The following is a 20,665-nucleotide window of genomic DNA, read 5'->3' on the forward strand; positions in this document are numbered from 1 at the left end:
CCGCGCGCCCTAGATCCTGGCCGCCACGATCGGCGCCAACCGGTCGGCGATCTTGCGGTGGCCCTGGTCGTTGGGGTGCACGTTGTCCGTCGTGTCGGTGGCCTCGTCGATCCAGCCCAGCGTGTCGACGAAGTGCACGTTGCGGTCGCCGCCGTCGGTGAGCGCCTTCACGGCCGCCTGCGTCTCGGGGACGTACCGCTTGCGGAACGTGGCGAGGGCGAAGATCGCCGCGGTCGGGTACTTCTCCCGCGCGCGCCGCAGCAGCGTGACGTAGGAGGAGCGGAACTCGTCCTTGGTGACGCTGTGGCCGACGTCGTTCGTGCCGAGGTTGATCACGACGGCGTTCGCCCTGTACCGCCCGAAGTTCCACGCGGGCGCGTTCAGCGCCAGGCCGGTGCGCAGGAACCCCTCGCGCATGCTCAGGCAACCATCCGCCGCCGGGTGCAGGCACGCGCCGCCCACCGCGATCTGCGTGTGGCCGGCCTTGAGCTTCTCACCGGTCAGCCAGCCGTACGCGGTGAGCGCCTGTTTCGACGACAGCTGGCCGACGGTGATCGAGTCGCCGACGAACTCGATGGTCTTCGACGGCACGGTGGGCGCGAACGTGCGCGCGCCGGTGTCGATCTCGATGCCCTGGTACACCGCGTCACCCTTGTAGGAGCCCGCGATCGGCCGGTAGGAGACGCGGAGGGTGTGGTTGCCCGCGGCCAGTGGCGCCGGGGTGAGGTCGACCGTGCCGGTGCGGTTCACGTAGGACACGTCAGGGCCGCCGTCGATGCTCACGAAGAAGTCGATGGCGCGGCGCTGCTTGAGCTTCACGGTCCGGCCGGTGAAGCCGACGACGAGGTAGGCGCCCGCCCATTCGGAGACGTAGGCGCTGGACGTGCTCGTGTTCCACCGGCCGAAGTACCGGACGTTCGGGTCGGTGGGGGAGCTCGTGGTGGCGGCGGACGCCGTCGGGACCGCGGTGCTCACGAGCACCACCACCGCGGCGAGAAGTCCTTTGATCATGGTCCGGCCAATCGGTGCGAGGGCAGGGGAACGCGCGACCAGTCGACGTCCGAGGCGAGGTAGAAGCCCGGGTACGACGGCTGGTTGTAGGTGGTCTGCTGACGAGCGACCTCGACGCGGTACTGGCGGTCGTGCATGAGCGTGTACATCTTGTGGTTCGTCGGTTCGGTGCTCAGGTGGAAGCGCAGGGCCGAGCTGTCCTGCGTGCGCACGACCAGTTCCTCGCGCCAGTCGCCGAACACGTCGGCCACGAGCGACGGGTTCCCCTTGGTGCCGTTGTTGGTGCGCGTCCCGGTGGCGGTGAGCAGCGTGCCGCGCCGCCAGTCCTCGACGGCGGGCGTCGCGTCCTGGGCGCCGGTCACGATCTGGGTGGTCAGGTCACCGGCCCAGCGGATGCTCATGTTCGTTCCGGGAGAACGGGTGTCGAGCCGCCGGCCGTCGGCGCTCCAGGTGCCCGCGGAGTCCGAGCCGTTCGGCATGGACGCCCACGTCTCCAGACCGGGCACGTCCGCGCGGACGTCGCCGATCATGCCCCGGCCGGTGTCCATCCCGGAGTACGCGCCGTAGATCGTGGCGCCGGTGCGGGCGTCGCGCAGCGCGTAGCCGTACGGCGCGGAGCGGGCGCCCTCGTGGACCATGTAGATCTCGAGACCGGGCCGGTTCGGGTCGACGTCGGTGACGTGCAGGGCGTCACCGTGCCCGACCCGGACGGTGGCTCCCGGTTCCACGCTGCCCGGCGGCAGCACGCCGACCGAGCTGTACTTCAACGAGCCGTCGTCGTCGAGCGTCGCGCCGCCGTAGATGATCTCCTGCCTGCCGTCGCCGTCCACGTCGGCGACGCTCAACGAGTGCGAGCCCTGCGTCGTGAGCCCGGCATGAGTCGGACTTGTGCCGTCGCGGCCGTGCGGGGTGTCGCGGAAGGGGTTCGTCATCGGTACCCGGCCGCTGTCGGCGAGCCAGCGCTTCTTGAGCCGCCTGCCGTCCCAGTCGTAGGTCGCGACCGTGGAACGGGTGTAGTAGCCGCGGGCGAAGATCGCGGACGGGCGCCTGCCGTCCAGGTAGGCGACTCCCGACAGGAACCGGTCGACGCGGTTGCCGGGTTCGATGCGCGGCATCGCGTAGTCGCCCCACATCAGCCCGTCGTCGGTGCGGCCGGGTTCGTAGCGGACGGTCTGCAGCTCGCGTCCCGTGGCGCCGTCGAACACGGTCAGGTACTCCGGGCCGTCGACGACGAAGCCCGCGAACTGGCGCAGTTTGTTGTTGGCGCTGCGGGACGGCGCGTAGACGTCGATGAAGTGGTCGACCAGTGCGGTCGCGTCCTCGGCCGACAGGGGGTAGGTGTACCGCTGCTCGATGCCGAACGCCTGCTCCAGCGTCGCGGGCCACCGCCCGGCGACCACCTCGGGATGGGAGTCCCAGCCGCGGAACACGCCGACGAGGTGGGTGCGGTAGCCCTCGGGGCTGAGCCGGTGGTCGTCGGTGTCGCGGTACCCGGCGCGCACGTCCTCGCGCGGCATCGTGACGAACCGCCCGCGGCCGTCACGAGTGCCCGGCGCGGTCTTCGTCATCAGCTCCGCGCGGCCGTCACCGTCGAAGTCGTAGACCAGGAACTGCGTGTAGTGCGCGCCGGCCCGGATGTTCACGCCGAGGTCGATCCGGTGCAGCAGCGTGCCGTCGAGGCGGTACGTGTCGAGGTACACCGGTCCGGTGTAGCCGACCTGCGAGACGTCCTTGGAGTTGCTGGGATCCCACTTGACGACGTACTCGTACCGGCCGTCGCCGTCCACGTCACCGACGCTGACGTCGTTCGCGGAGTAGGTGTAGTGCTCACCGGCCGGCGTCACGCCGTCCGCGGGCTTGCGCAGCGGCAGGTCGTGGTGGGACGCCGCCCACGCCGTCACGGGCCTGCTGCGCGCCAGCGGGACACCGCGCCGCACGGGAGCGACCTGGTACCGCGCGCCAGGTACCGAGCCGGTGTCGACGTAGGTGGTGCTGTCGGTGACGGTCGCGATGCGCCTGCCGTCCCGGTAGACCGCGAAGTCGGGTCCCGAGAGACCGGTGGCGGTGGCGCCGGTGGCCTCCTGACCGAGCAGGCGCCAGCTCAGGTGCACACCGCCCTCGACGGAGGCGGCGACGAGCCCGCGGTCCAGGCGCTCGCCGGGTGAGGAGTGCGCGGCGGCGGGCACCTGCCCCGCCAGGACGGCTGTGAACACCAACGGCAGCAGAACCCCTCGTCGCAGATCCACGACGGCTACGATGAACCGTTCCACCGCGCGGCACAAGGTCCCGAATGCCTTGGCGTGCAATGTGGAAAGCGTTTTCCAGCTTCGTCGTCGAATCGAGCGCCGCGTTCGACGGCGGAAGTGTCGAACGCGTCGAACCACCGTGATCGCCCTTGTGTGAACCGTCAACGCGCGCGTTCCCGCGATCCGCTGTGAACGCAGGACGGGTCAGGTCCGTAAAGTTGTCGAAACGCTTCAACACTCGGAGGTGCCGTGGTGACCCGACTGTGGTTCGAGGCCCCCGCCGGAGCGTGGGAGGAAGCGTTGCCGCTGGGCACCGGCAGGCTCGGCGCGATGTGCTTCGGCGGTGTCGAGACCGAACTGGTGCAGCTCAACGACGACCGGCTGTGGACGGGATCGCCGCTGCCGGCGCCGTCCGGCGACCCGGCGCTGGTGGAGCAGGCCCGGTCGCAGGTGCTGGCCGGCTCACCTCGCGCGGCGGAAGAGGTGTTGCGCCGCGTTCAGGGGCCGGACACCGCGAAGTACCTGCCGCTGGCCGACCTCTCGCTCACAGGCGGCCCCGAGCGGGCCGAGGCCTACCGGCGTGAGCTCGACCTCCGCACCGGCGTGTACTCGGTCTCCTGCCGGACCGGGGCGACGGAGGTGCGGCGCGAGGCCGTGTGCCATGCGGGACTGCACGTCCTGGCGCTGCGGGTGACAGGTTCCGGCGTGAGTCCGGTGCTGCGCGGCTCGTTGCCCGGCGAGCACTTCACCTCGCCCGGCGGCATCGCGGGGGTGCGCGGCGTGGTGCCGTCCGGAACGGCCTGGGCGGCGGTCGTGGCGGTGGACGGCGACACGGTCTACGTCACCACCGAGGTCGGCTACCGCGGACCCGACGCCGCGCCGGTGGACGACCCCGCCGAGTGCTCCCGCGCGGCGGTCGAGCGCGTCGAGCAGGCCCGCGGGCTGGGCTGGGCGACGTTCCGCGAGCAGGCCGTCGAAGCCCACCGGACGTTGTTCGACAGGGTGAGCTTCCAGCTGGGCCCGGTGCCGGACGTGCCGACCGGCGAGCGGATCGCGCGGCCCGACCGGGCGTTGCCCGCGCTGCTGTTCCAGTACGGCCGCTACCTGCTGATCACCAGCTCCCGGCCGGGCACGCTGCCCGCGAACCTGCAGGGCATCTGGAACCCGCACACCGATCCGCCGTGGCGCGGCAACTACACGCTCAACATCAACCTGCAGATGAACTACTGGCCGGCCGAGGTCACGGCACTGCCCGAGTGCCACGAGCCGCTGCTGGAGTTCGTCGCAGGACTGTCCGGGCCCGGTGCGGCGACGGCGAAGGCGCTCTACGGCGCGCCGGGCTGGGTGGCGCACCACAACAGCGACCCGTGGTGCCTCACCACGCCGGTCGGCGACGGTGCCGGCGACCCGGCGTGGGCGAACTGGCCGATGGCCGGGGCGTGGCTGTGCCGGCACCTCCTGGACCACTACGCCTTCACCGGTGACGTCGGCTGGCTGCGGGACCACGCCTGGCCGGTGCTGCGCGGAGCGGCCGAGTTCTGCCTGCACTGGCTGGTCTCGCGCGACGGGGTGCTCACGACGGCGCCGTCGACGTCACCCGAGAACCACTACCTGGCCGGGGGAGAACCGGTCGCGGTCGGTGTCGGGTCGACGATGGACCTGGCGTTGACGGCGGACCTGTTCGCCGGTCTGGTCGAGGTCGCGGAGGTGCTGGGGCTGCGCGACGACGTGGTGGACGAGGTGCGCAGAGTCGCGCTGCCACCGCCGCCGGTCGGATCGCACGGCGGGTTGCTGGAGTGGGCCGACGAGGTGCCCGACGCGGAGCCGGACCACCGGCACGTGTCGCACCTGTTCGGCCTCTACCCCGGAAGCCAGATCGATCCCGTGCGCACCCCGGAACTGGCCGAGGCCGCACGGCGAGCGCTCGTCGCCAGGGGAGACGCGGGCACGGGCTGGTCGCTGGCCTGGAAAGCCGCGCTGTGGGCACGGCTCGGTGACGGCGACCGGGCGCACACCTTGCTGTCGATGTTGCTGACGGAGGCGACGGACGGCAGCCCGCACGGGGGAGGGGTGTACCGCAACCTGCTGTGCGCGCACCCCCCGTTCCAGATCGACGGCAACTTCGGTGCCACCGCGGCGATCGCGGAAATGCTGCTGCAGAGCCACACCGGCGAGCTGCGCCTGCTGCCCGCGCTGCCCTCGGCGTGGCCGACCGGCGTCGTGCGCGGACTGCGGGCACGCGGTGGCGTGGTGGTCGACCTCTGGTGGGACGGAGGGGAGTTGAAAGCGGTCGGGTTGCGAGGTCTGCACGGCGAGAAGACGGTTGTCGTGACGTGCCAGGGCCGTGCGGCAGAGGTGACGGTCCGGCCGGACGTCCAGCTGATGCTCGGCGAGACGCTCGTCCCGCGGTGACGAACGTCCGCGCCCGGCAAGGCGTGCCGGGCGCGGACATCGGTGTCACCTGGTGCGCGGCGGCACCTCTCAGGCCGGCACGAAGATCACGCCGAGCCGGTCGACCTCGGTGCCCGCCCGGCCGGTGAACCCGGCGATGCGCCAGCCCGCGGGAGCGGTCGCGGTGACCGTCTCCCCGGTCGGCTGCCCCGCCGAGAGCGTGCGTCCCCGGTTGGTGGTGAAGGCGGCCGAGAACACGCGCGTATGACCGTTGTACTTGCCCTGGCTCAGCTTCGCGGACACGAAGTGCTCACTCGGCTCGAGCGTGAGGGACGTGGCCGTGCCGCCCGTGCCGCCGTGGGTGAGCGTGGTGCCGTTCGTGAGCGTGGCCGCGATCTGGTCCAGCCTGCCGCCACCGCGCAAGGCGAGCGTGCGCACGGCACCGAGGTCGATCGCCGCGATGTCGGTGAACGGGCTTCCGTGCGGACCGCCGGCCTCGGCGCTGAGCTTGATGTTCTCGTCCGCTGTCCAGTCGAACCGCGCGGCGATCGGGTAGTGGTCGGACAGCGGTCTGCCCTGGGCGTCCACGAACGCCGCGTCGTCGTTGCGGTAGTCCCGCGCGGTCAGCGTGATCTGCCTGTTGCCGCGGTAGAGGATCTTGTCGACCACCTCGCAGGAGTCGGTGACCGCGGCCGGGTCGCACACGAGTGCCGGAGCGCCCGCCGCTGGTGCCTGGCCGCCGCGTTCGAGCTGGACCCACGCGTCGGTCAGGCCGTTGGTGGTGACCAGCTCGCGGATGTTGTCGGCCTCGCGGGTGTAGCGGGTGTTGGTGTCGCCCATGACGATGACCGCGTTGCCCGCCGAGTGCGCGGCGATGTGGCGGGACAGCTGGGTGATGTTCGACCTGCGCGCGGCGAGGTCGGCGGGCTCGGTGCCCGCGTTGGGGTGCAGGTTGTACAGGTCGACGGTCACCCCGGCGGCCAGTGTGATCCGCTTGTAGGTGAACCCCTTGGGCGTGAGGCAGTCCGTGCCGTTGCAGGACGACCACTTCGTGCGTTCGAGGTCGCTGTACGGCCTGTGCGACAGCGTGTTCAGGCCGCTGCCGAACGGGACGCCGCCGGTCGTGGGCGTGCGGTGGGCGTGGTCGTCCCCCGCGTACAGGGCCGCGTGGTAGTTGAAGTCCTCCTGGACGTTGACGATGTCGTAGGGCGCGAGGCGCGGGCTGATCAACGGCGTGTTCACGGCGGGGTCGCCGGACGACAGCGGCTCCGGCAGGCCCGCCACGTTGTAGGTCAGCACCTCGAAGCTGCCACCGGTGGTGGCGTGTGCCGGCGTGACGAGCGCCGCCAGCACCGCGGGGATCAGGAGCAGGGGTCTGATCATCAGTTGCGCGTCCACTTCTGGTTGGCGGCGCCGTTGCACGTCCACAGCACGAGCTTCGTGCCGTTGGCCGTCGCGGCGCCGTAGGCGTCGAGGCAGAGACCGGACTGCACGCCGGTGACGGTGCCGTCGGCGTTGACGTTCCACTGCTGGTTGGTGCCACCGGTGCAGTCGTAGATGGCCACCTTCGTGCCGTTGGTGGTGCCGTGGTCCCAGGCGTCGAGGCACTTGGTGCCGTAGACGACGAGCTCTTTGCGCGCGGTGTGCGTGAACGTCTGCTGCTCGCCGCCGTTGCAGTCCCACAACTGGGCCTGCGTGCCGTTTGTGGTGGTGTTGCCGTTGATGTCGGCGCACCGGCCGGACTGCGCGCCGATCACCTGGGTGCCCGCCGTGCCGGGGAGCTCGCGCACCTCGACCGCCGTCACCCCGGCTCCGGAGACAGTCAGGGAGTTGGTCCCCCTGGCCAGCGACACGATCGCGGACACGGTGCCCCTGGGTGTCGGGGGGAGTGCGAGCGTGGTGGGGATCTGACCGCCGTTGACCTGCAGGGTGCTCTGGCGGGCGACGCGGTCGCCGTTGGTGTACTCGATCGTGGCGACCGCCAGCCCGCTGGCCGTGGCGGTGATGCCGGTGGCGCGGGAGTTCACGACGGGGTAGGTGGCGGCGCTCGCCTCCGTGCCGGTGATGGACAGCATCACCGCGTCGCCTGCGGGAACCGTGACGCTGTGGCTGCCGTTGGTGATCGGTGTGGCCACGCCGCTCCACAGGTCGCGCGCCGCCGCCGTCGGACCGGCCAGGCCGAGATCGGCCAGCCTCACCGTCGTGGTGGCCGCCGAGGACGTCCGGTTGAGCAGGGTCACCGCCCGGCGTCCGTTGCCGGACAACACCTTCGCGTAGACCTGCCGGTCCCGGACGTCCTCCGCCACCTCGACGGCGGGCAGGCCGCGCGGGTCCTGGCCCACGGCCAGCACCTCGCGGTTGGTCAGCACCGAGATCGTGCTGTCGTTCATCTTCGTGAGGTCGTTGCCGAGCAGCATCGGCGAACCACCGACCGCCCACAGGCTCATGTGCACCCGGCTCGCCGCGGCGGACAGGCCGGGCATGCCGATCATCATCATGTCCGGGTCGTTGTAGTAGCCGGTGTGCTGGGCGGTCGGCCGCTGGTTCTTGTCGAAGTTCTCGTAGACCATGTCGATCGACGGTGTCTCGTGCGCGAAGACGATGTCCGTTCCGGTGCGCCACAACGGGGCCATGCCCGGCGCCCAGTTCCACGGGTCGTTCTTGCCCCACTCGCAGATCGACAGCACGAGCTCGCGCCCGGTGGTGGCGCTCGCCTTGGCGGCGGCGTCGCTGAGCGCCCGGTAGGTGCTGGGCGCGTCGAGCTCCTCGACGTCGGCGCCGCACCAGTCGACCTTGACGTAGTCGAAGCCCCACCGGGAGAACCGCAGCATGTCCTGCTCGTAGTGGCCCTCGCTGCCGGTGCCGGCGTGCGGAGGACCGGGGGTGGGGAAGTAGTAGCCGCAGCCGTTCCTGCCCGCGTCGGTGTAGATCCCCGCCTTGAGGCCCTTGCCGTGGATGTAGTCGGCGATCGCCTTCATGCCGCCGGGCCACTGGGCCTCGTCGACGGTGATGTCGCCCGCGCTGTCACGGGTTCCCTTCCACCACCCCGAGTCGATGTTGACGTACCGGTAGCCGGCGGCCGCGAGCCCGGACGACACCAGTGCGTCCGCCTGCGCCTTGATCACGTTGTGGTCGATGTTCTCGAAGAAGGTGTTCCACGAGGCCCAGCCCATCGGTGCGGACGGCACCCGGACCTGGTTCTGGGAGAGGGCTGGCCCCGCCGAGGCCGCGGTGCCGCCGAACGCGGTGACGGCGCTCAGAGCGACCGCTAGAACGAGAAAGCGTGTGAACGTTAACATCGTTGTTTCTGGCTCACTTTCCGCTTTGCAGGGTGTTTTCAGGGAAAGGGCGTTGTGCTAATGATGTGAGCGCTGACATCTTGGATTGGCGGAGTGGGGCCGTCAACCGCCCGGCGGTTGTTCGCGAAAGATTCGACGAATTCCTTCGACGGTGTGACAGAGGTTGCCGGCCGGACAAACGCGAGGTCAGCGGCCTGTCCGGACCGGACAGGCTCCGGCGGTGGGCCACTCGGCGGTGTCCTCGGGTGATCGGCTGGCTAGTGTCCGAATTCTGGGAGCGCTCCCAGTTCTTACCCAGGTCAGCCGAACATTTCCCAGGAGGTCGTCGTGACCTTGCGATTTCTTCGAGCGGTGGTGACCGGCCTGCTACTGGCGGCCTGTGTGACCCTCGCTCCCACCGCGGCGAACGCCGCCGCTCCCACCAGAGTGATGGCGCTCGGTGACTCCATCACCGGCTCTCCGGGCTGCTGGCGGGCGCTGCTCTGGAAGCACCTGCAGGACACCGGGCACACCGGCGTCGACTTCGTCGGCTCGCTGCCCGCGCCGGGGTGCGGCTTCACCTACGACGGTGAGAACGAGGGCCACGGCGGGTACCTCGCGACGAACATCGCGCGGGACAACCAGCTTCCCGGGTGGCTCTCCTCGGCCCGGCCGGACGTCGTGCTCATGCACCTGGGCACCAACGACGTCTGGAGCAACATCCCCGCGAGCACGATCCTGGGCGCCTACAGCACGCTGCTCGGTCAGATGCGGGCGAGCAACCCGGCGATCAAGCTGGTCGTCGCCCAGATCATCCCGATGAACCCGGCGAACTGCTCCGCGTGCGGACAGCGGGTGGTGGACCTGAACGCCGCGATTCCCGGCTGGGCGCGGGCGAACAGCACGGCGGCCTCGCCGATCACGGTGGTGGACCAGTGGACCGGGTTCAGCACCGCGGCCGACACCACCGACGGCGTGCACCCCAACACCACCACCGGGATCCAGAAGATCGAGAGCCGCTGGTACCCGGCGCTCGTGGCCGCGCTGGGGTCCGAACCCCCGGCCGCGGTGGGGCTGCACGTCGAGGGCGCGCGGGTCGTCGAGGGCAACGGCACCCCGTTCGTCATGCGCGGCGTGAACCACGCGCACGTCTGGTACCAGTCGCAGACGAGGGCGTTCGCGGACATCAAGTCCTTCGGCGCCAACACGGTGCGCGTCGTGCTCGGCAGCGGTCAGCGGTGGGGCCCGACCCCGGCGGCGGAGGTCGGGAACGTCATCGGGCTGTGCAAGCAGTCGAAGCTGATCTGCGTGCTGGAGGTCCACGACACCACCGGGTACGGCGAGCAGAGCGGGGCGGCGACCCTCGACCAGGCGGCCAGCTACTGGATCAGCGTGGCGAGCGCGCTCAAGGGCCAGGAGAACTACGTCGTCATCAACCTGGGCAACGAGCCGTTCGGCAACAACGCCCAGGTCAGTGCCACGTGGGCGAGTGCGACGAGCAGCGCGATCAGCCGGCTGCGCGGAGCCGGCCTGCAGCACCTGCTGATGGCGGACGCGCCCATGTGGGGCCAGGACTGGGGCAACATCATGCGCGACAACGCGGCGTCGGTGCTGAACGCCGATCCGCAGCGCAACACCGTGTTCTCCATCCACATGTACGGCGTCTACAACACCGCGGACAAGGTCAACGCCTACTTCGACGCGTTCAAGTCGGCGGGGCTGCCGCTGGTGGTGGGGGAGTTCGGGCACAACCACAGCGACGGCGACCCGGACGAGGACACGATCCTCGCCCAGGCGCAGGCCCGCGGCCTCGGTTACCTCGGCTGGTCGTGGAGCGGCAACAGCAGCGACGTCGCGTACCTCGACATGGTCAACTCCTTCGACCCGGCGAACCTGACCCCGTGGGGCCAGCGGATCCTCAACGGCGCCAACGGAATCCGGCAGACCTCGAAGGAGGCCACGATCTACGGCGGCAGTCCGGGTGACACCCAGCCGCCGTCGACGCCGGGCACCCCGGTGGCGTCAGGCGTGACGTCCATGGGCCTTGCGCTCACCTGGACGGCCTCGACCGACAACGTCGGCGTCACCGGCTACGACGTGCTCCGCGCCGTGGGCAGCGGCTCCTTCACGCAGGTCGGCACGACGGCGAGGACCTCGTTCGCCGACAGCGGCCTGACCCCGTCGACCACCTACCGGTACCAGGTGCGGGCGAAGGACGCGGCGGGCAACGTGTCGGCGAGTTCGGGCATCGTGTCGGCGACGACCAGCGCGGGTGGCGGCACCGGTACCTGCAAGGTCGGCTACTCGGGCCAGAACTGGGGCGGTGGCAACGGCTTCACCGCCAGCATCGCCATCACCAACACCGGCACGAGCGCGATCAACGGCTGGACGCTGGCCTTCAGCTACGCCAACGGCCAGACCGTGACCCTGCCCGGGTGGGGCGCGACGTTCGCCCAGTCCGGCGCCGCCGTCACCGCGACCAACATGACCTGGAACGGCACTCTGGCGCCGAACGCGTCGACGACCATCGGGTTCAACGGCACGTTCAGCGGGACCAACCCGGCGCCGTCGTCGTTCACGCTCAACGGGAGCGCCTGCACGACCGCCTGAGTTCGCATTTGCACGATTCAACAGGCTGTCCGATTGCGGACAGTCTGTTGTCGTGTGCCTTGACACACCTCCGCACACGCAAGACGCTGGGCGCGCTGCCGTGATTGAAACGTTTCATCCAGCGACGAAGGTGGAGGCGACGTGCGCAGACGGGTGTTCCTCAGGACGTCGGCGGTCGGGCTGACCGCCACCGCACTGCCGGTCGGGGTGGCGCACGCCGCACCGCCGGAGCGGGCCGGTGGGGTGCGCGTGGTGCGCACGACCGTGGAGTACGCGGAGACGTTGCTGGGCACGGACGTCACCGCGCCCCGGCTCGCCTGGGTCCTCGCGGCCGGCGGCACCGGTGCCCGGCAGACCGCCTACCAGGTCGAGGTCGGCACCGCGCCCGGACGGGCGGACGTCTGGCAGTCCGGCAAGGTCGGCTCCGACCGCACCACGGGAGTCGTCTACGCGGGCGAGGAGCTGAAGCCGCGCACCCGCTACCACTGGCGCGTCCGGGTGTGGGACGGCGCGAACCGGCCGTCGGCGTGGAGCACCACGAACTGGTGGGAGACGGCGCTGCTCGGCACGCCGTGGCAGGCGCGGTGGATCGGCGCCGAGGACACGTCGATCGGTTTCACCGGCGCGCGGTGGATCTGGTCGGCCACGACACCGGCCGAGAGCCGGTGGTTCCGCACCTCCGTCGACCTTCCCGCGGACGCGGTCAGGGCCAGGCTCGTCGCGACGGCGGACGACGACTTCACCCTGCACGTCAACGGGTCCGAGGTCCTGCACGTGCCCGAGCAGGTCGACGTCTGGAAGGTCGGGCAACGCGCCGACGTGACCCGCCTGTCCGGCCGGCGGATCGTGCTGGCCGCCCGCGCCACCAACAGGTCGGCGGGGCCGGCCGGGTTCCTGCTGCGACTCCTGGTCGATCTCGCCGACGGCCAGCGCGAGGTGGTCACCGGTCCTGGCTGGAAGGTCGCCGAGACCGAGCAGCCCGGCTGGCAGACCCCGGACTTCGACGACTCGGCGTGGGCACCGGCGACCGTGCTCGACCCGTACGGCCAGGGTCCGTGGGGTGCGAACGTCACGGTGGAGGAGCAGCCGGCGCCGTTGCTGCGCAGGGAGTTCGCGCTGACCAAGCCGGTCAGGCGTGCCCGGCTGTACGTCAGCGGCCTCGCCTACCACGAGACCGAGATCAACGGCCGCCGCGTCGGCGACCGGGTGCTCGACCCCGGCTTCACCGACTACGACAACACGGTTCTGTACGCGACGCACGACGTCACGAGCCTGGTTCGCAACGGCCGCAACGCGATCGGCGTGACACTGGGCCGCGGCTTCTACGGCATGAAGACGCCGAACGTGTGGCGGTGGGAGCGGCCGCCGTGGCACGACGAGCCGAAACTGCTGGCACAGCTGGAGATCGACCACCCGGACGGCACGCGCACGACCATCACGTCGGACGAGCGGTGGCGCCTGACCGATGGCCCCACGGTGTCGAACTCGCTCTACACCGGCGAGACCTACGACGCCCGCCTCGCGCCGCGCGACTGGACGAAACCCGGATTCGGCGACGGCGCCTGGCAGCCCGCCTCCGTCAGGCCGGCACCGAGGGGCACGCTGAAAGCCCAGGAGCACGAACCGATCCGCGTGATCGAGTCGGTCACACCGACCGTGAGCGTGCTCAAGCCCGGTGTCTTCGTGGCCGACATGGGCCGCACGATGTCCGGCTGGACGCAGCTCACCGTCACCGCCCCCGCGGGCACCGTGGTGCGGCTCAAGCACGGTGAGACGCTGAACTCCGACGGCAGTGTTCGCATGGAGAACGGACACGTCAGCGGTGGCCGGATCCAGCTCGACGAGTACGTCTGCGCCGGCGGCACGGAGACGTGGGAGCCGAAGTTCTCCTACAAGGGCTTCCGCTACGTCGAGGTGACCGGCCTGACCGCGGCACCGAGGCTGGTCGGCCGCCTGGTGCACTCGGACGTGCCGCAGGTCAGCACGTTCCGCTGCTCCGAGCCGTTGTTCGAGCAGTACGACGCCGCGATGCGCCGCACGGTCGCGAACAACCTGCACGGCATCCCCACCGACACCCCGACCTACGAGAAGAACGGCTGGACGGGCGACGCCCAGGTCGGCGCCCCGTCGATGCTCGCCGAGTTCGGCATGGCGAAGTTCTTCACGAAGTGGCTCGGCGACCTCGCGGACAGCCAGGACGCGGCCGGTCAGCTACCGGTGATCGTGCCGAGCGGCGGCTGGGGTTACCGCGAACTCGCGCCCGCTCCCGAGTGGACGACCGTGTACCCGTTCGTGCTGCGGGAGATGTACCGGATCTACGGCGACGAACGGTTGCCGCAGCAGCACTGGCCGGTGCTCACCCGGTACCTGGACTGGGAGATCGGCAGGTTGCGCGACGGCCTCGCGGTCACGGCGCTCGGTGACTTCCTGCCACCGGACTCCGGTGGCATCCCGCCGGAGGACACCCGGCTCACCGCGACCGCGTACCTCTACCGGGCCCTGCTGCACACCGCCGAGCTCGGCGACGTGATCGGCAAGCCCGTCCCGCGGTACCGCGAGGTGGCGGCCGGCTTGTTGTCATCGTTCAACAAGGCGTTCCTGGACGGCTACTACCGCACCGCCAAGGACCCGGACTACCGGCAAACGTCCAACGCGATCCCGCTCGCGTTCGGCATGGTGCCCGCCGGCTCCGTCCAGACGGTCGCGGACAGGCTCGCGAGTGAGGTCCGGGCGAACGGCAACCACGTCAACGTCGGCTGCCTCGGTGCCAGCGTGCTGCTGCAGGCGTTGAGCGACAACGGACACGCCGACGTCGCGCACGCCATGGCTACCGAACGGTCGTACCCGAGCTGGGGTCACTGGTTCTCGAACGGCGCCGACACGATGTGGGAGATGTGGGACACCGGCACCCGTTCGCGCAACCACTACTTCAAGGGCACCGTCGCGCAGTGGCTGTACGAGCACGTCGCCGGTCTGCGGCCGGGCGACGCGGGCTACCGGACGTTCGTGGTCCGGCCTTCCGCGACCGCTCTGTCGTGGGCGCGGTTCGAGTTCGAAAGCGTGCGCGGACGCATCAGCGTGGCGTGGGCGAAGGTGGACGGCGTGCTGCGGCTCACCGTCGAGGTGCCGGTGGGGTCGACCGCCGAGGTGCACGTGCCGCATTCCAGCGGTGTCGCGGTGGTGAAGGTGCCGCACGGGCGGTGGCGGTTCACCGGGGGAGGGACCGCCGCAGCGGCTGCGACGGCCGTACCGGCTTCCTGAGCACCGCGAAGCGCTCATCGGCTACCGGAACAGGCGGGCCGGCACCGCCTCCGCGAGCATCCGGTAGCCGGTCGGGTTCAGGTGCAGGTGGTCACCGACGTCCGCGGCGGCGAGGAGTCGCCGCGGATCGGCCGGATCGCGCACGGCGGCGTCGAAGTCGACGACCGCGTCGAAGCGGTGGCTCGTGCGGATCCAGCGGTTGACGGCCTGCCGGGACGACTCGCGCAGGCCACCGGGATCGTCGTAACCGCTGCCGCCGAACGGAAGCAGCGTGGCGCCGTAGACCCGGATGTCGTGCGCGTGGGCCCGATCGGCGATCTGCTGGTAGGCGGCGATCAGGTCGTCGGTCACCTGCTTCTGGGCGGTCTCGTCCGCCGCGGCGGTGCCGATGTCGTTGACGCCCTCGAAGAGGATCAGCCACCGGACGGCGCTCTGCGCGAGCAGGTCGCGGTCCAGCCGGGCCAGCACGCTGGGACCGAGGCCGTCGTTGAGCACGCGGTTGCCGCCCGCGGCCTGGTTGAGCACCGCGATGTCGTTGCGCCGCAACCGGTCGAAGAGCTGGTTGGGCCAGCGGTCGTTGCCGTTGGTGGTCGAGCCGCGGCCGTCGGTCAGCGAGTCGCCGATCACGACCACGCCGGCGGCGTCCACGCGCACCTCGACGGCGCTGAGGAAGTACCAGTGGTCGGTGGGGGTCGCGCCCGGCAGGTCCGGCGAGTCGGCGTGGTTGCCCGCCAGCAGGTGGGACGTGGTGCGGGAGCCGGGATGCGACGTGATCGAGTTGGACGCCTGGCCGCTCGCGAGGTACACGGTCACGGTGAGGTTCGTGTTGGGCGTCAGGGAAAAGCCGAGCGGGTCCGACAGCACCAGCGCGCCCACCGGCGCGGTCGCCGAGGTCCTGCCGTTGAACGTCACGTGCCGGACCGTGCCCGGCTGGACCGCGCTGACGCCCGCGCGGCCGTCCGCCGGCAGGGCGACGGTGACCGCGGTGATCGGCAGCGCCGCCCCGCCGAACGCGTTGGAGAACCGCAGCCGCATCCGCTGCCCGCCGACCGTGACCTTGACGGTCTGGCGCAGCGTGGCGTCCGCGAGCACCAGGCCGTCCTGCGTGAACGGTGGTGGCGGCATGTTGTGCGGTTCGCACAGCTGGGGCATCGAGGTCCACGTGGTGACCCAGCGCTCGCCTCCCCTGGCATCAGCCCGGGCGGCGGTGGGGACGAGTGCACCGGTGGCGGCCAGACCGAGGAACGAACGCCTGCGCATCTCTCACGTCCTTTCGAAAAGGAGCGGAAAGACGAACCTAGGAGTGCGCGCGAACGGGAGTCAATCGATCGAGCCGGACGACCTGGTTTTCGAAACTTCTCGGCGTTGTGGGAGATAGCGCCGCAACTCCGGTGAGCGCCGGACGAGCTTCCTGAGGTCCGTCAGCGTGCCGTGCGCCGCACCCAGGGCACGTGCCTGCACCAGGACGTTGCCCAGCGCGGTCGCCTCGGCGGGACCAGCCACCACGGGCAGGCCGCACGCGTCGGCGGTGAGCTGGCACAACAGCTCGTTGCGCGCACCACCGCCGACCACGTGCACGACGTCGACCTCTTTGCCGGACAACCGTTGTGCGTCCTCGACGGCGTCCCGGTGCGCCAGCGCGAGACTGTCCAGGATGGACCGCACGATCTCCGGTCTGGTCCTGGGCACGCGCTGGCCGTGCTCGCGGCACCACCGCTCGATCCTGGCCGGCATGTCACCCGGCGGACGGAATACCGGATCGTTCGGGTCGAACACCGATCCGGTCGCGTGCCGCGCCTCCCGCAACAACGGTTCGAGGTCGGTGTTCCAGCAGCGCAGGCATTCTTGGAGCAGCCACAAGCCCATCACGTTGCGGAGGTAGCGGATCGTGCCGTCGACCCCGCCCTCGTTGGTGAAGTTGGCGGCGCGGCTCTCTGCGGTGAGCACGGGCCGGGGGAGTTCCACGCCGACCAACGACCAGGTGCCGCAGGAGATGTAGGCGAACCGGTCCGTCTCGGCGGGGACGGCGACCACCGCGGACGCGGTGTCGTGCGAGCCGACCGCGATGACCGGGACGCCGTCGTGCGTGCCGGCGGGGTCACCGGGGTGGCGCAGGTCGGGCAGCAGGCTGGGCGGGAGGTCCCGTGTCAGCTCGGGCGACCACCGTCCTGTTCGGACGTCGATCAGGCCGGTCGTGGTGGCGTTGGTGTACTCGGCGCCCCGTTCTCCGGTGAGCCAGTAGGAGAGCAGGTCCGGGACCAGCAGGAGCTGGGAGGCCCGGGGGAGCAGCGGTTCGGCCATCAGCTGGAACATCGTGTTGAACGGCTGGAACTGCAGGCCGTTGATCTCGTACAGGCCGTCGGCCGGCTTGATCCCGTCGGTGCGGGAGTCGCGGTAGCAGACGGGGTCGTCCAGCAGTTCGCCGGACGCGTCGAGCAGGCCGTAGTCGACCGCCCAGCTGTCGATGCCGATGCTGCCGACCTCGCCGGCGAGCCGGAGCCCGGCCAGCACCTCGCGGTGCAGGCCGGGCAGGTCCCAGTGCAGCGAGCCGCGCCGGTGCACCGGGCCGTTGGCGAACCGGTGCACCTCCTCGACGCGGACGCGGCCATCGGTGACGACCCCTCGCACCACGCGGCCGCTGGACGCGCCGAGGTCGACCGCGGCGACCGCCGTCATCGCAGGAACGCCGCGGCGACACCGGCGTCGACCGGCACGTGCAGGCCGGTCGTGAGCGACAGCTCGCCCGCCGTGAGCGCGAACACCGCAGCGGCCACGTGACCGGGCAGCACCTCGCGCTTGAGCAGGGTGCGCTGGGCGTAGAACGCGCCGAGCTCCTCCTCCGGTACGCCGTAGACGGCGGCGCGCTGGGCGCCCCAGCCGCCCGCGAAGATGCCGGAGCCGCGGACCACGCCGTCGGGGTTGATGCCGTTGACGCGGATGCCGTCCCCGCCGAGCTCGGCCGCGAGCAACCGCACCTGGTGCGCCTGGTCGGCCTTGGCCGCCCCGTACGCGACGTTGTTCGGGCCGGCGAAGACCGCGTTCTTGCTGGAGATGTAGATGATGTCGCCGCCCATGCCCTGGGCGCGCATGACCCTGGCGGCCTGCTGCGAGACCAGGAACGAGCCCTTGGCCATCACGTCGTGCTGCAGGTCCCAGTCGGCCTCGGTCGTCTCGTCGAGCGGCTTGGAGATCGACAGACCGGCGTTGTTGACCACCAGGTCCACGCCGCCGAACGCGAGCACGGCCGCGCGGAACGCCTCGGCGATGCCCGCCGCGTCGGTGACGTCGACGGTCACCGGCACCGCCACGTCCGCGGAGCCGATCCCCTCGGCCACCGCACGCGCGCTCTCACCGTCGCGGTCGGCCACCACGACGCACGCGCCCTCGGCGGCCAGCCGTTCGGCGACCGCCCGGCCGATGCCCGAACCGCCGCCGGTGACGAGCGCTACGCGCGTGGCCAGGGGCTTGGGCTTCGGCATTCGCCGCAGCTTGGCCTCTTCCAGCGACCAGTACTCGATGCGGAACTTCTCGCGCTCGTCGATCGGCGCGTACCGCGAGACCGACTCGGCGCCCCGCATCACGTTGATCGCGTTCACGTAGAACTCGCCCGCCACCCGTGCGGTCTGCTTGTTCCCGCCGAAGCTGAACATGCCGACGCCCGGCACGAGCACGACGGCCGGGTCCGCGCCGCGCATCGGCGGGCTGTCCGGCTCGGCGTGCCGTTCGTAGTACGCCCGGTAGTCCTCGCGGTAGGCCGCGTGGAGGCGTCGCAGGCGCTCCACGACGTCCGCCACCGGCGCGCTCGGCGGCAGGTCGAGCACCAGCGGCCGGACCTTGGTGCGCAGGAAGTGGTCGGGGCACGACGTGCCGAGCGCGGCCAGTTCCGGATGCCGTTCCCGCGACAGGAAGTCCAGCACCACGGCGGAGTCGGTGAAGTGGCCGACCTGCGGGCTGTCCGCGGAGGCCAGGCCGCGGATCACCGGAGCGAGTGCGGCCGCCCTCACCCGCCTGTCCTCCGGTGGCAGCGGCTCGTGGACCACCGGCCCGAACGGCTCGGCGCGGCCGTGGGCGTCCAGGTAGCGCTGCGCGGTCTGGATGATCTCCAGCGAGTGCGCCTCGCACTCCTCGCTCGTCGCGCCCCACGCGGTGATGCCGTGCCCGCCGAGGACGACGCCGATCGCCTGCGGGTGGTCGCGCTGGATCGCCGCGATGTCCAGGCCCAGCTGGAAACCCGGCCGCCGCCACGGCACCCACGCCACGCGGTCGCCGAAGCACGCCTTGACCAGCGCCTCGCCGTCCGCCGCCGTCGCGAACGCGATGCCGGCGTCCGGGTGCAGGTGGTCGACGTGCGCCGCGTCCACCAGACCGTGCATGGCGGTGTCGATCGACGGTGCCGCGCCTCCCTTGCCGTGCAGGCAGAAGTCGAACGCGGCGACCATCTCGTCCTCGCGCTCCACGCCCAGGTAGACCTCGGTCAGCGCGCGGAGCCGGTCGAGCCTCAGCACCGCGAGCCCCGACTCCTTCAACGTCCCCAGGTCACCGCCGGATCCCTTGACCCACAACAGGTCGACGGGCTGCCCGGTAACGGGATCGGTCTCCGAGCCCTTGGCGGAGGTGTTGCCGCCCGCGTAGTTGGTGTTGCGCGGATCGGCACCGAGCCGGTTGCTCCGCCCCAGCAGCGCTTGGACCTGCTCCATCACGCACCCCACCCGGCGGCCTCGCCACCGACTCGTTCCCGGACGATCTGCTCGGCGTACCCGGACCGCCGGTACGCGGCCATGGGATCAGGATCCAGTCCCATGTCCTCGCGCAGCTCCCGCAGGAGCGGCCGCACGTCGGTGTTGTAGGCGTCCATCAACGCCGCGTTCGCCTCCAGCACGTCACCGGCCCGCTGGGCCGCGTCCAGCGCGCCGTGGTCGACGAGGAGAGCCTTCGCCGTGGCCTCCTGGACGTTGAGCACCGAGCGGATGATCGCCGGGATCTTCGGCTCCAGGTTGTGGCACTGGTCGAGCATGAACGCGATGCCGGCGGCGGGCTTCAGCGCGTCGGCCAGCACGATCTCGTGCATGATCCGGAACAGCTGGAACGGGTCGGCCGCCCCGGCCATCAGGTCGTCGTCGGCGTAGAAGCGCGAGTTGAAGTCGAACGCGCCGAGCTTGCCGGCCCGCAGCAGGAACGACACGATGAACTCGATGTTCGTGCCGGGGGCGTGGTGCCCGGTGTCGATCACGACCTGCGCGCGGTCGCCCAGCTGCAGGCAGTGCGCGAACGCCGTGCCCCAGTCCGGCACGTCCGTCGCGTAGAAGGCGGGCTCGAAGAGCTTGTACTCCAGCAACATCCGCTGATCGGAGCCGAGCCGGTCGTAGGTCTCCCGCAACGCCTCGGCGAGCCGGTCCTGGCGGGCGCGGATGTTGTCCTGGCCGGGGTAGTTCAGGCCGTCGGCGAACCAGAGCTTGAGGTCGCGCGACCCCGTCTGGTCCATGATGTCGACGCACTCGAGCAGGTGCCCGACCGCCTTGCGCCGCACCGTCGCGTCCGGGTGGCAGACGCTGCCGAGCTTGTAGTCGTCGTCCTGGAACACGTTCGAGTTGATGGCCCCGAGCGCGACACCCCGGTCCCGCGCGTAGGAGGCGAGCTTGCCGTAGTCGTCGACCCTGTCCCACGGGATGTGCAACGCGACGGTCGGCGCGACACCGGTGAGCCGGTGCACCACCGCGGCGTCGTCGATCTTCTCGTACGGCGTGCGCGGAACTCCCTGCTGCGCGAACACCTTGAACCGGGTGCCGGAGTTGCCGTACGCCCACGACGGCGTCTCGATCCGCTGCTCGCGCAGCGCGTCCTTCACGCTCATGTTGGTTCTCCCCAAAA

General features: G+C 70.8%; 11 protein-coding genes. 3 read left to right on the forward strand and 8 right to left on the reverse strand.

From position 1 onward, the window contains the following. Positions 1 to 9: 9 nt before the first annotated feature. Positions 10 to 1,011 carry an SGNH/GDSL hydrolase family protein gene (locus ORI60_RS25590; RefSeq protein ID WP_266040434.1) on the reverse strand — a complete coding sequence of 334 codons (1,002 nt, stop codon included), beginning with the start codon at positions 1,009 to 1,011 and terminating at the stop codon, positions 10 to 12. Next, positions 1,008 to 3,257: a rhamnogalacturonan lyase gene (locus ORI60_RS25595; protein WP_266040436.1), complete on the reverse strand. Its 2,250-nt coding sequence runs from the start codon at positions 3,255 to 3,257 to the stop codon at positions 1,008 to 1,010. The genes ORI60_RS25590 and ORI60_RS25595 overlap by 4 nt, the downstream gene beginning before the upstream one ends. Positions 3,258 to 3,509: 252 nt before the next feature. Between ORI60_RS25595 and ORI60_RS25600 the strand changes: the two genes are divergently transcribed. Further along, the gene (locus ORI60_RS25600) at positions 3,510 to 5,669 is read left to right on the forward strand and encodes a glycoside hydrolase family 95 protein (RefSeq protein WP_266040437.1); all 2,160 of its coding nucleotides are present in this window, start codon (positions 3,510 to 3,512) and stop codon (positions 5,667 to 5,669) included. 69 nt (positions 5,670 to 5,738) lie between these two features. On the opposite strand, the gene ORI60_RS25605 is transcribed toward ORI60_RS25600, so the two are convergent. Together ORI60_RS25605 and ORI60_RS25610 are read right to left on the reverse strand one after the other, a co-directional pair. Beyond that, positions 5,739 to 7,031, reverse strand: a complete 1,293-nt coding sequence (locus tag ORI60_RS25605) for a jacalin-like lectin (RefSeq protein ID WP_266040438.1) — start codon at positions 7,029 to 7,031, stop codon at positions 5,739 to 5,741. Then, the gene (locus ORI60_RS25610; RefSeq protein WP_266040439.1) at positions 7,031 to 8,947 is read right to left on the reverse strand and encodes a ricin-type beta-trefoil lectin domain protein; all 1,917 of its coding nucleotides are present in this window, start codon (positions 8,945 to 8,947) and stop codon (positions 7,031 to 7,033) included. Before ORI60_RS25610 ends, ORI60_RS25605 begins: the two co-directional genes overlap by 1 nt. Positions 8,948 to 9,274: 327 nt before the next feature. Between ORI60_RS25610 and ORI60_RS25615 the strand changes: the two genes are divergently transcribed. Together ORI60_RS25615 and ORI60_RS25620 are read left to right on the forward strand one after the other, a co-directional pair. Next, a complete protein-coding gene (locus ORI60_RS25615) occupies positions 9,275 to 11,536 on the forward strand; it encodes a cellulase family glycosylhydrolase (protein ID WP_266040441.1) in 2,262 nt (753 codons plus the stop codon). Between the two features lie 141 nt (positions 11,537 to 11,677). Then, positions 11,678 to 14,797: a family 78 glycoside hydrolase catalytic domain gene (locus tag ORI60_RS25620; RefSeq protein WP_266040442.1), complete on the forward strand. Its 3,120-nt coding sequence runs from the start codon at positions 11,678 to 11,680 to the stop codon at positions 14,795 to 14,797. A 21-nt stretch (positions 14,798 to 14,818) separates the two neighbouring features. Here the strand turns inward: ORI60_RS25620 and ORI60_RS25625 are convergent, their stop codons facing one another. From ORI60_RS25625 to rhaI, 4 genes are read right to left on the reverse strand one after another with little or no spacing between them, the layout of a single operon-like run. Continuing rightward, on the reverse strand, positions 14,819 to 16,057 hold the full coding sequence (locus ORI60_RS25625; protein ID WP_266040444.1) for an SGNH/GDSL hydrolase family protein: 1,239 nt from the start codon (positions 16,055 to 16,057) through the stop codon (positions 14,819 to 14,821). A gap of 60 nt (positions 16,058 to 16,117) precedes the next feature. After that, a complete protein-coding gene (locus ORI60_RS25630; protein WP_266040446.1) occupies positions 16,118 to 17,473 on the reverse strand; it encodes a rhamnulokinase in 1,356 nt (451 codons plus the stop codon). Next, positions 17,470 to 19,494, reverse strand: coding sequence for a bifunctional aldolase/short-chain dehydrogenase (locus ORI60_RS25635; RefSeq protein WP_266040447.1), 2,025 nt, complete (start codon positions 19,492 to 19,494; stop codon positions 17,470 to 17,472). The genes ORI60_RS25630 and ORI60_RS25635 overlap by 4 nt, the downstream gene beginning before the upstream one ends. Beyond that, positions 19,494 to 20,648: an L-rhamnose isomerase gene (gene rhaI / locus ORI60_RS25640; protein WP_266040448.1), complete on the reverse strand. Its 1,155-nt coding sequence runs from the start codon at positions 20,646 to 20,648 to the stop codon at positions 19,494 to 19,496. The genes ORI60_RS25635 and rhaI overlap by 1 nt, the downstream gene beginning before the upstream one ends. Positions 20,649 to 20,665: the final 17 nt, after the last annotated feature.

It is taken from the genome of Lentzea sp. NEAU-D7, from assembly GCF_026242055.1.
In the GTDB taxonomy this organism is placed as follows: Bacteria; Actinomycetota; Actinomycetes; order Mycobacteriales; family Pseudonocardiaceae; genus Lentzea.

What these genes read in the sequence shown, in the direction of transcription:
- ORI60_RS25605 (WP_266040438.1), bottom strand. Translation starts at nt 7,031, where the DNA reads ATGATCAGACCCCTGCTCCTGATCCCCGCGGTGCTGGCGGCGCTCGTC.
- ORI60_RS25590 (WP_266040434.1), bottom strand. Translation starts at nt 1,011, where the DNA reads ATGATCAAAGGACTTCTCGCCGCGGTGGTGGTGCTCGTGAGCACCGCG.
- ORI60_RS25625 (WP_266040444.1), bottom strand. Translation starts at nt 16,057, where the DNA reads ATGCGCAGGCGTTCGTTCCTCGGTCTGGCCGCCACCGGTGCACTCGTC.
- ORI60_RS25630 (WP_266040446.1), bottom strand. Translation starts at nt 17,473, where the DNA reads ATGACGGCGGTCGCCGCGGTCGACCTCGGCGCGTCCAGCGGCCGCGTG.
- rhaI (WP_266040448.1), bottom strand. Translation starts at nt 20,648, where the DNA reads ATGAGCGTGAAGGACGCGCTGCGCGAGCAGCGGATCGAGACGCCGTCG.
- ORI60_RS25635 (WP_266040447.1), bottom strand. Translation starts at nt 19,494, where the DNA reads ATGGAGCAGGTCCAAGCGCTGCTGGGGCGGAGCAACCGGCTCGGTGCC.
- ORI60_RS25610 (WP_266040439.1), bottom strand. Translation starts at nt 8,947, where the DNA reads ATGTTAACGTTCACACGCTTTCTCGTTCTAGCGGTCGCTCTGAGCGCC.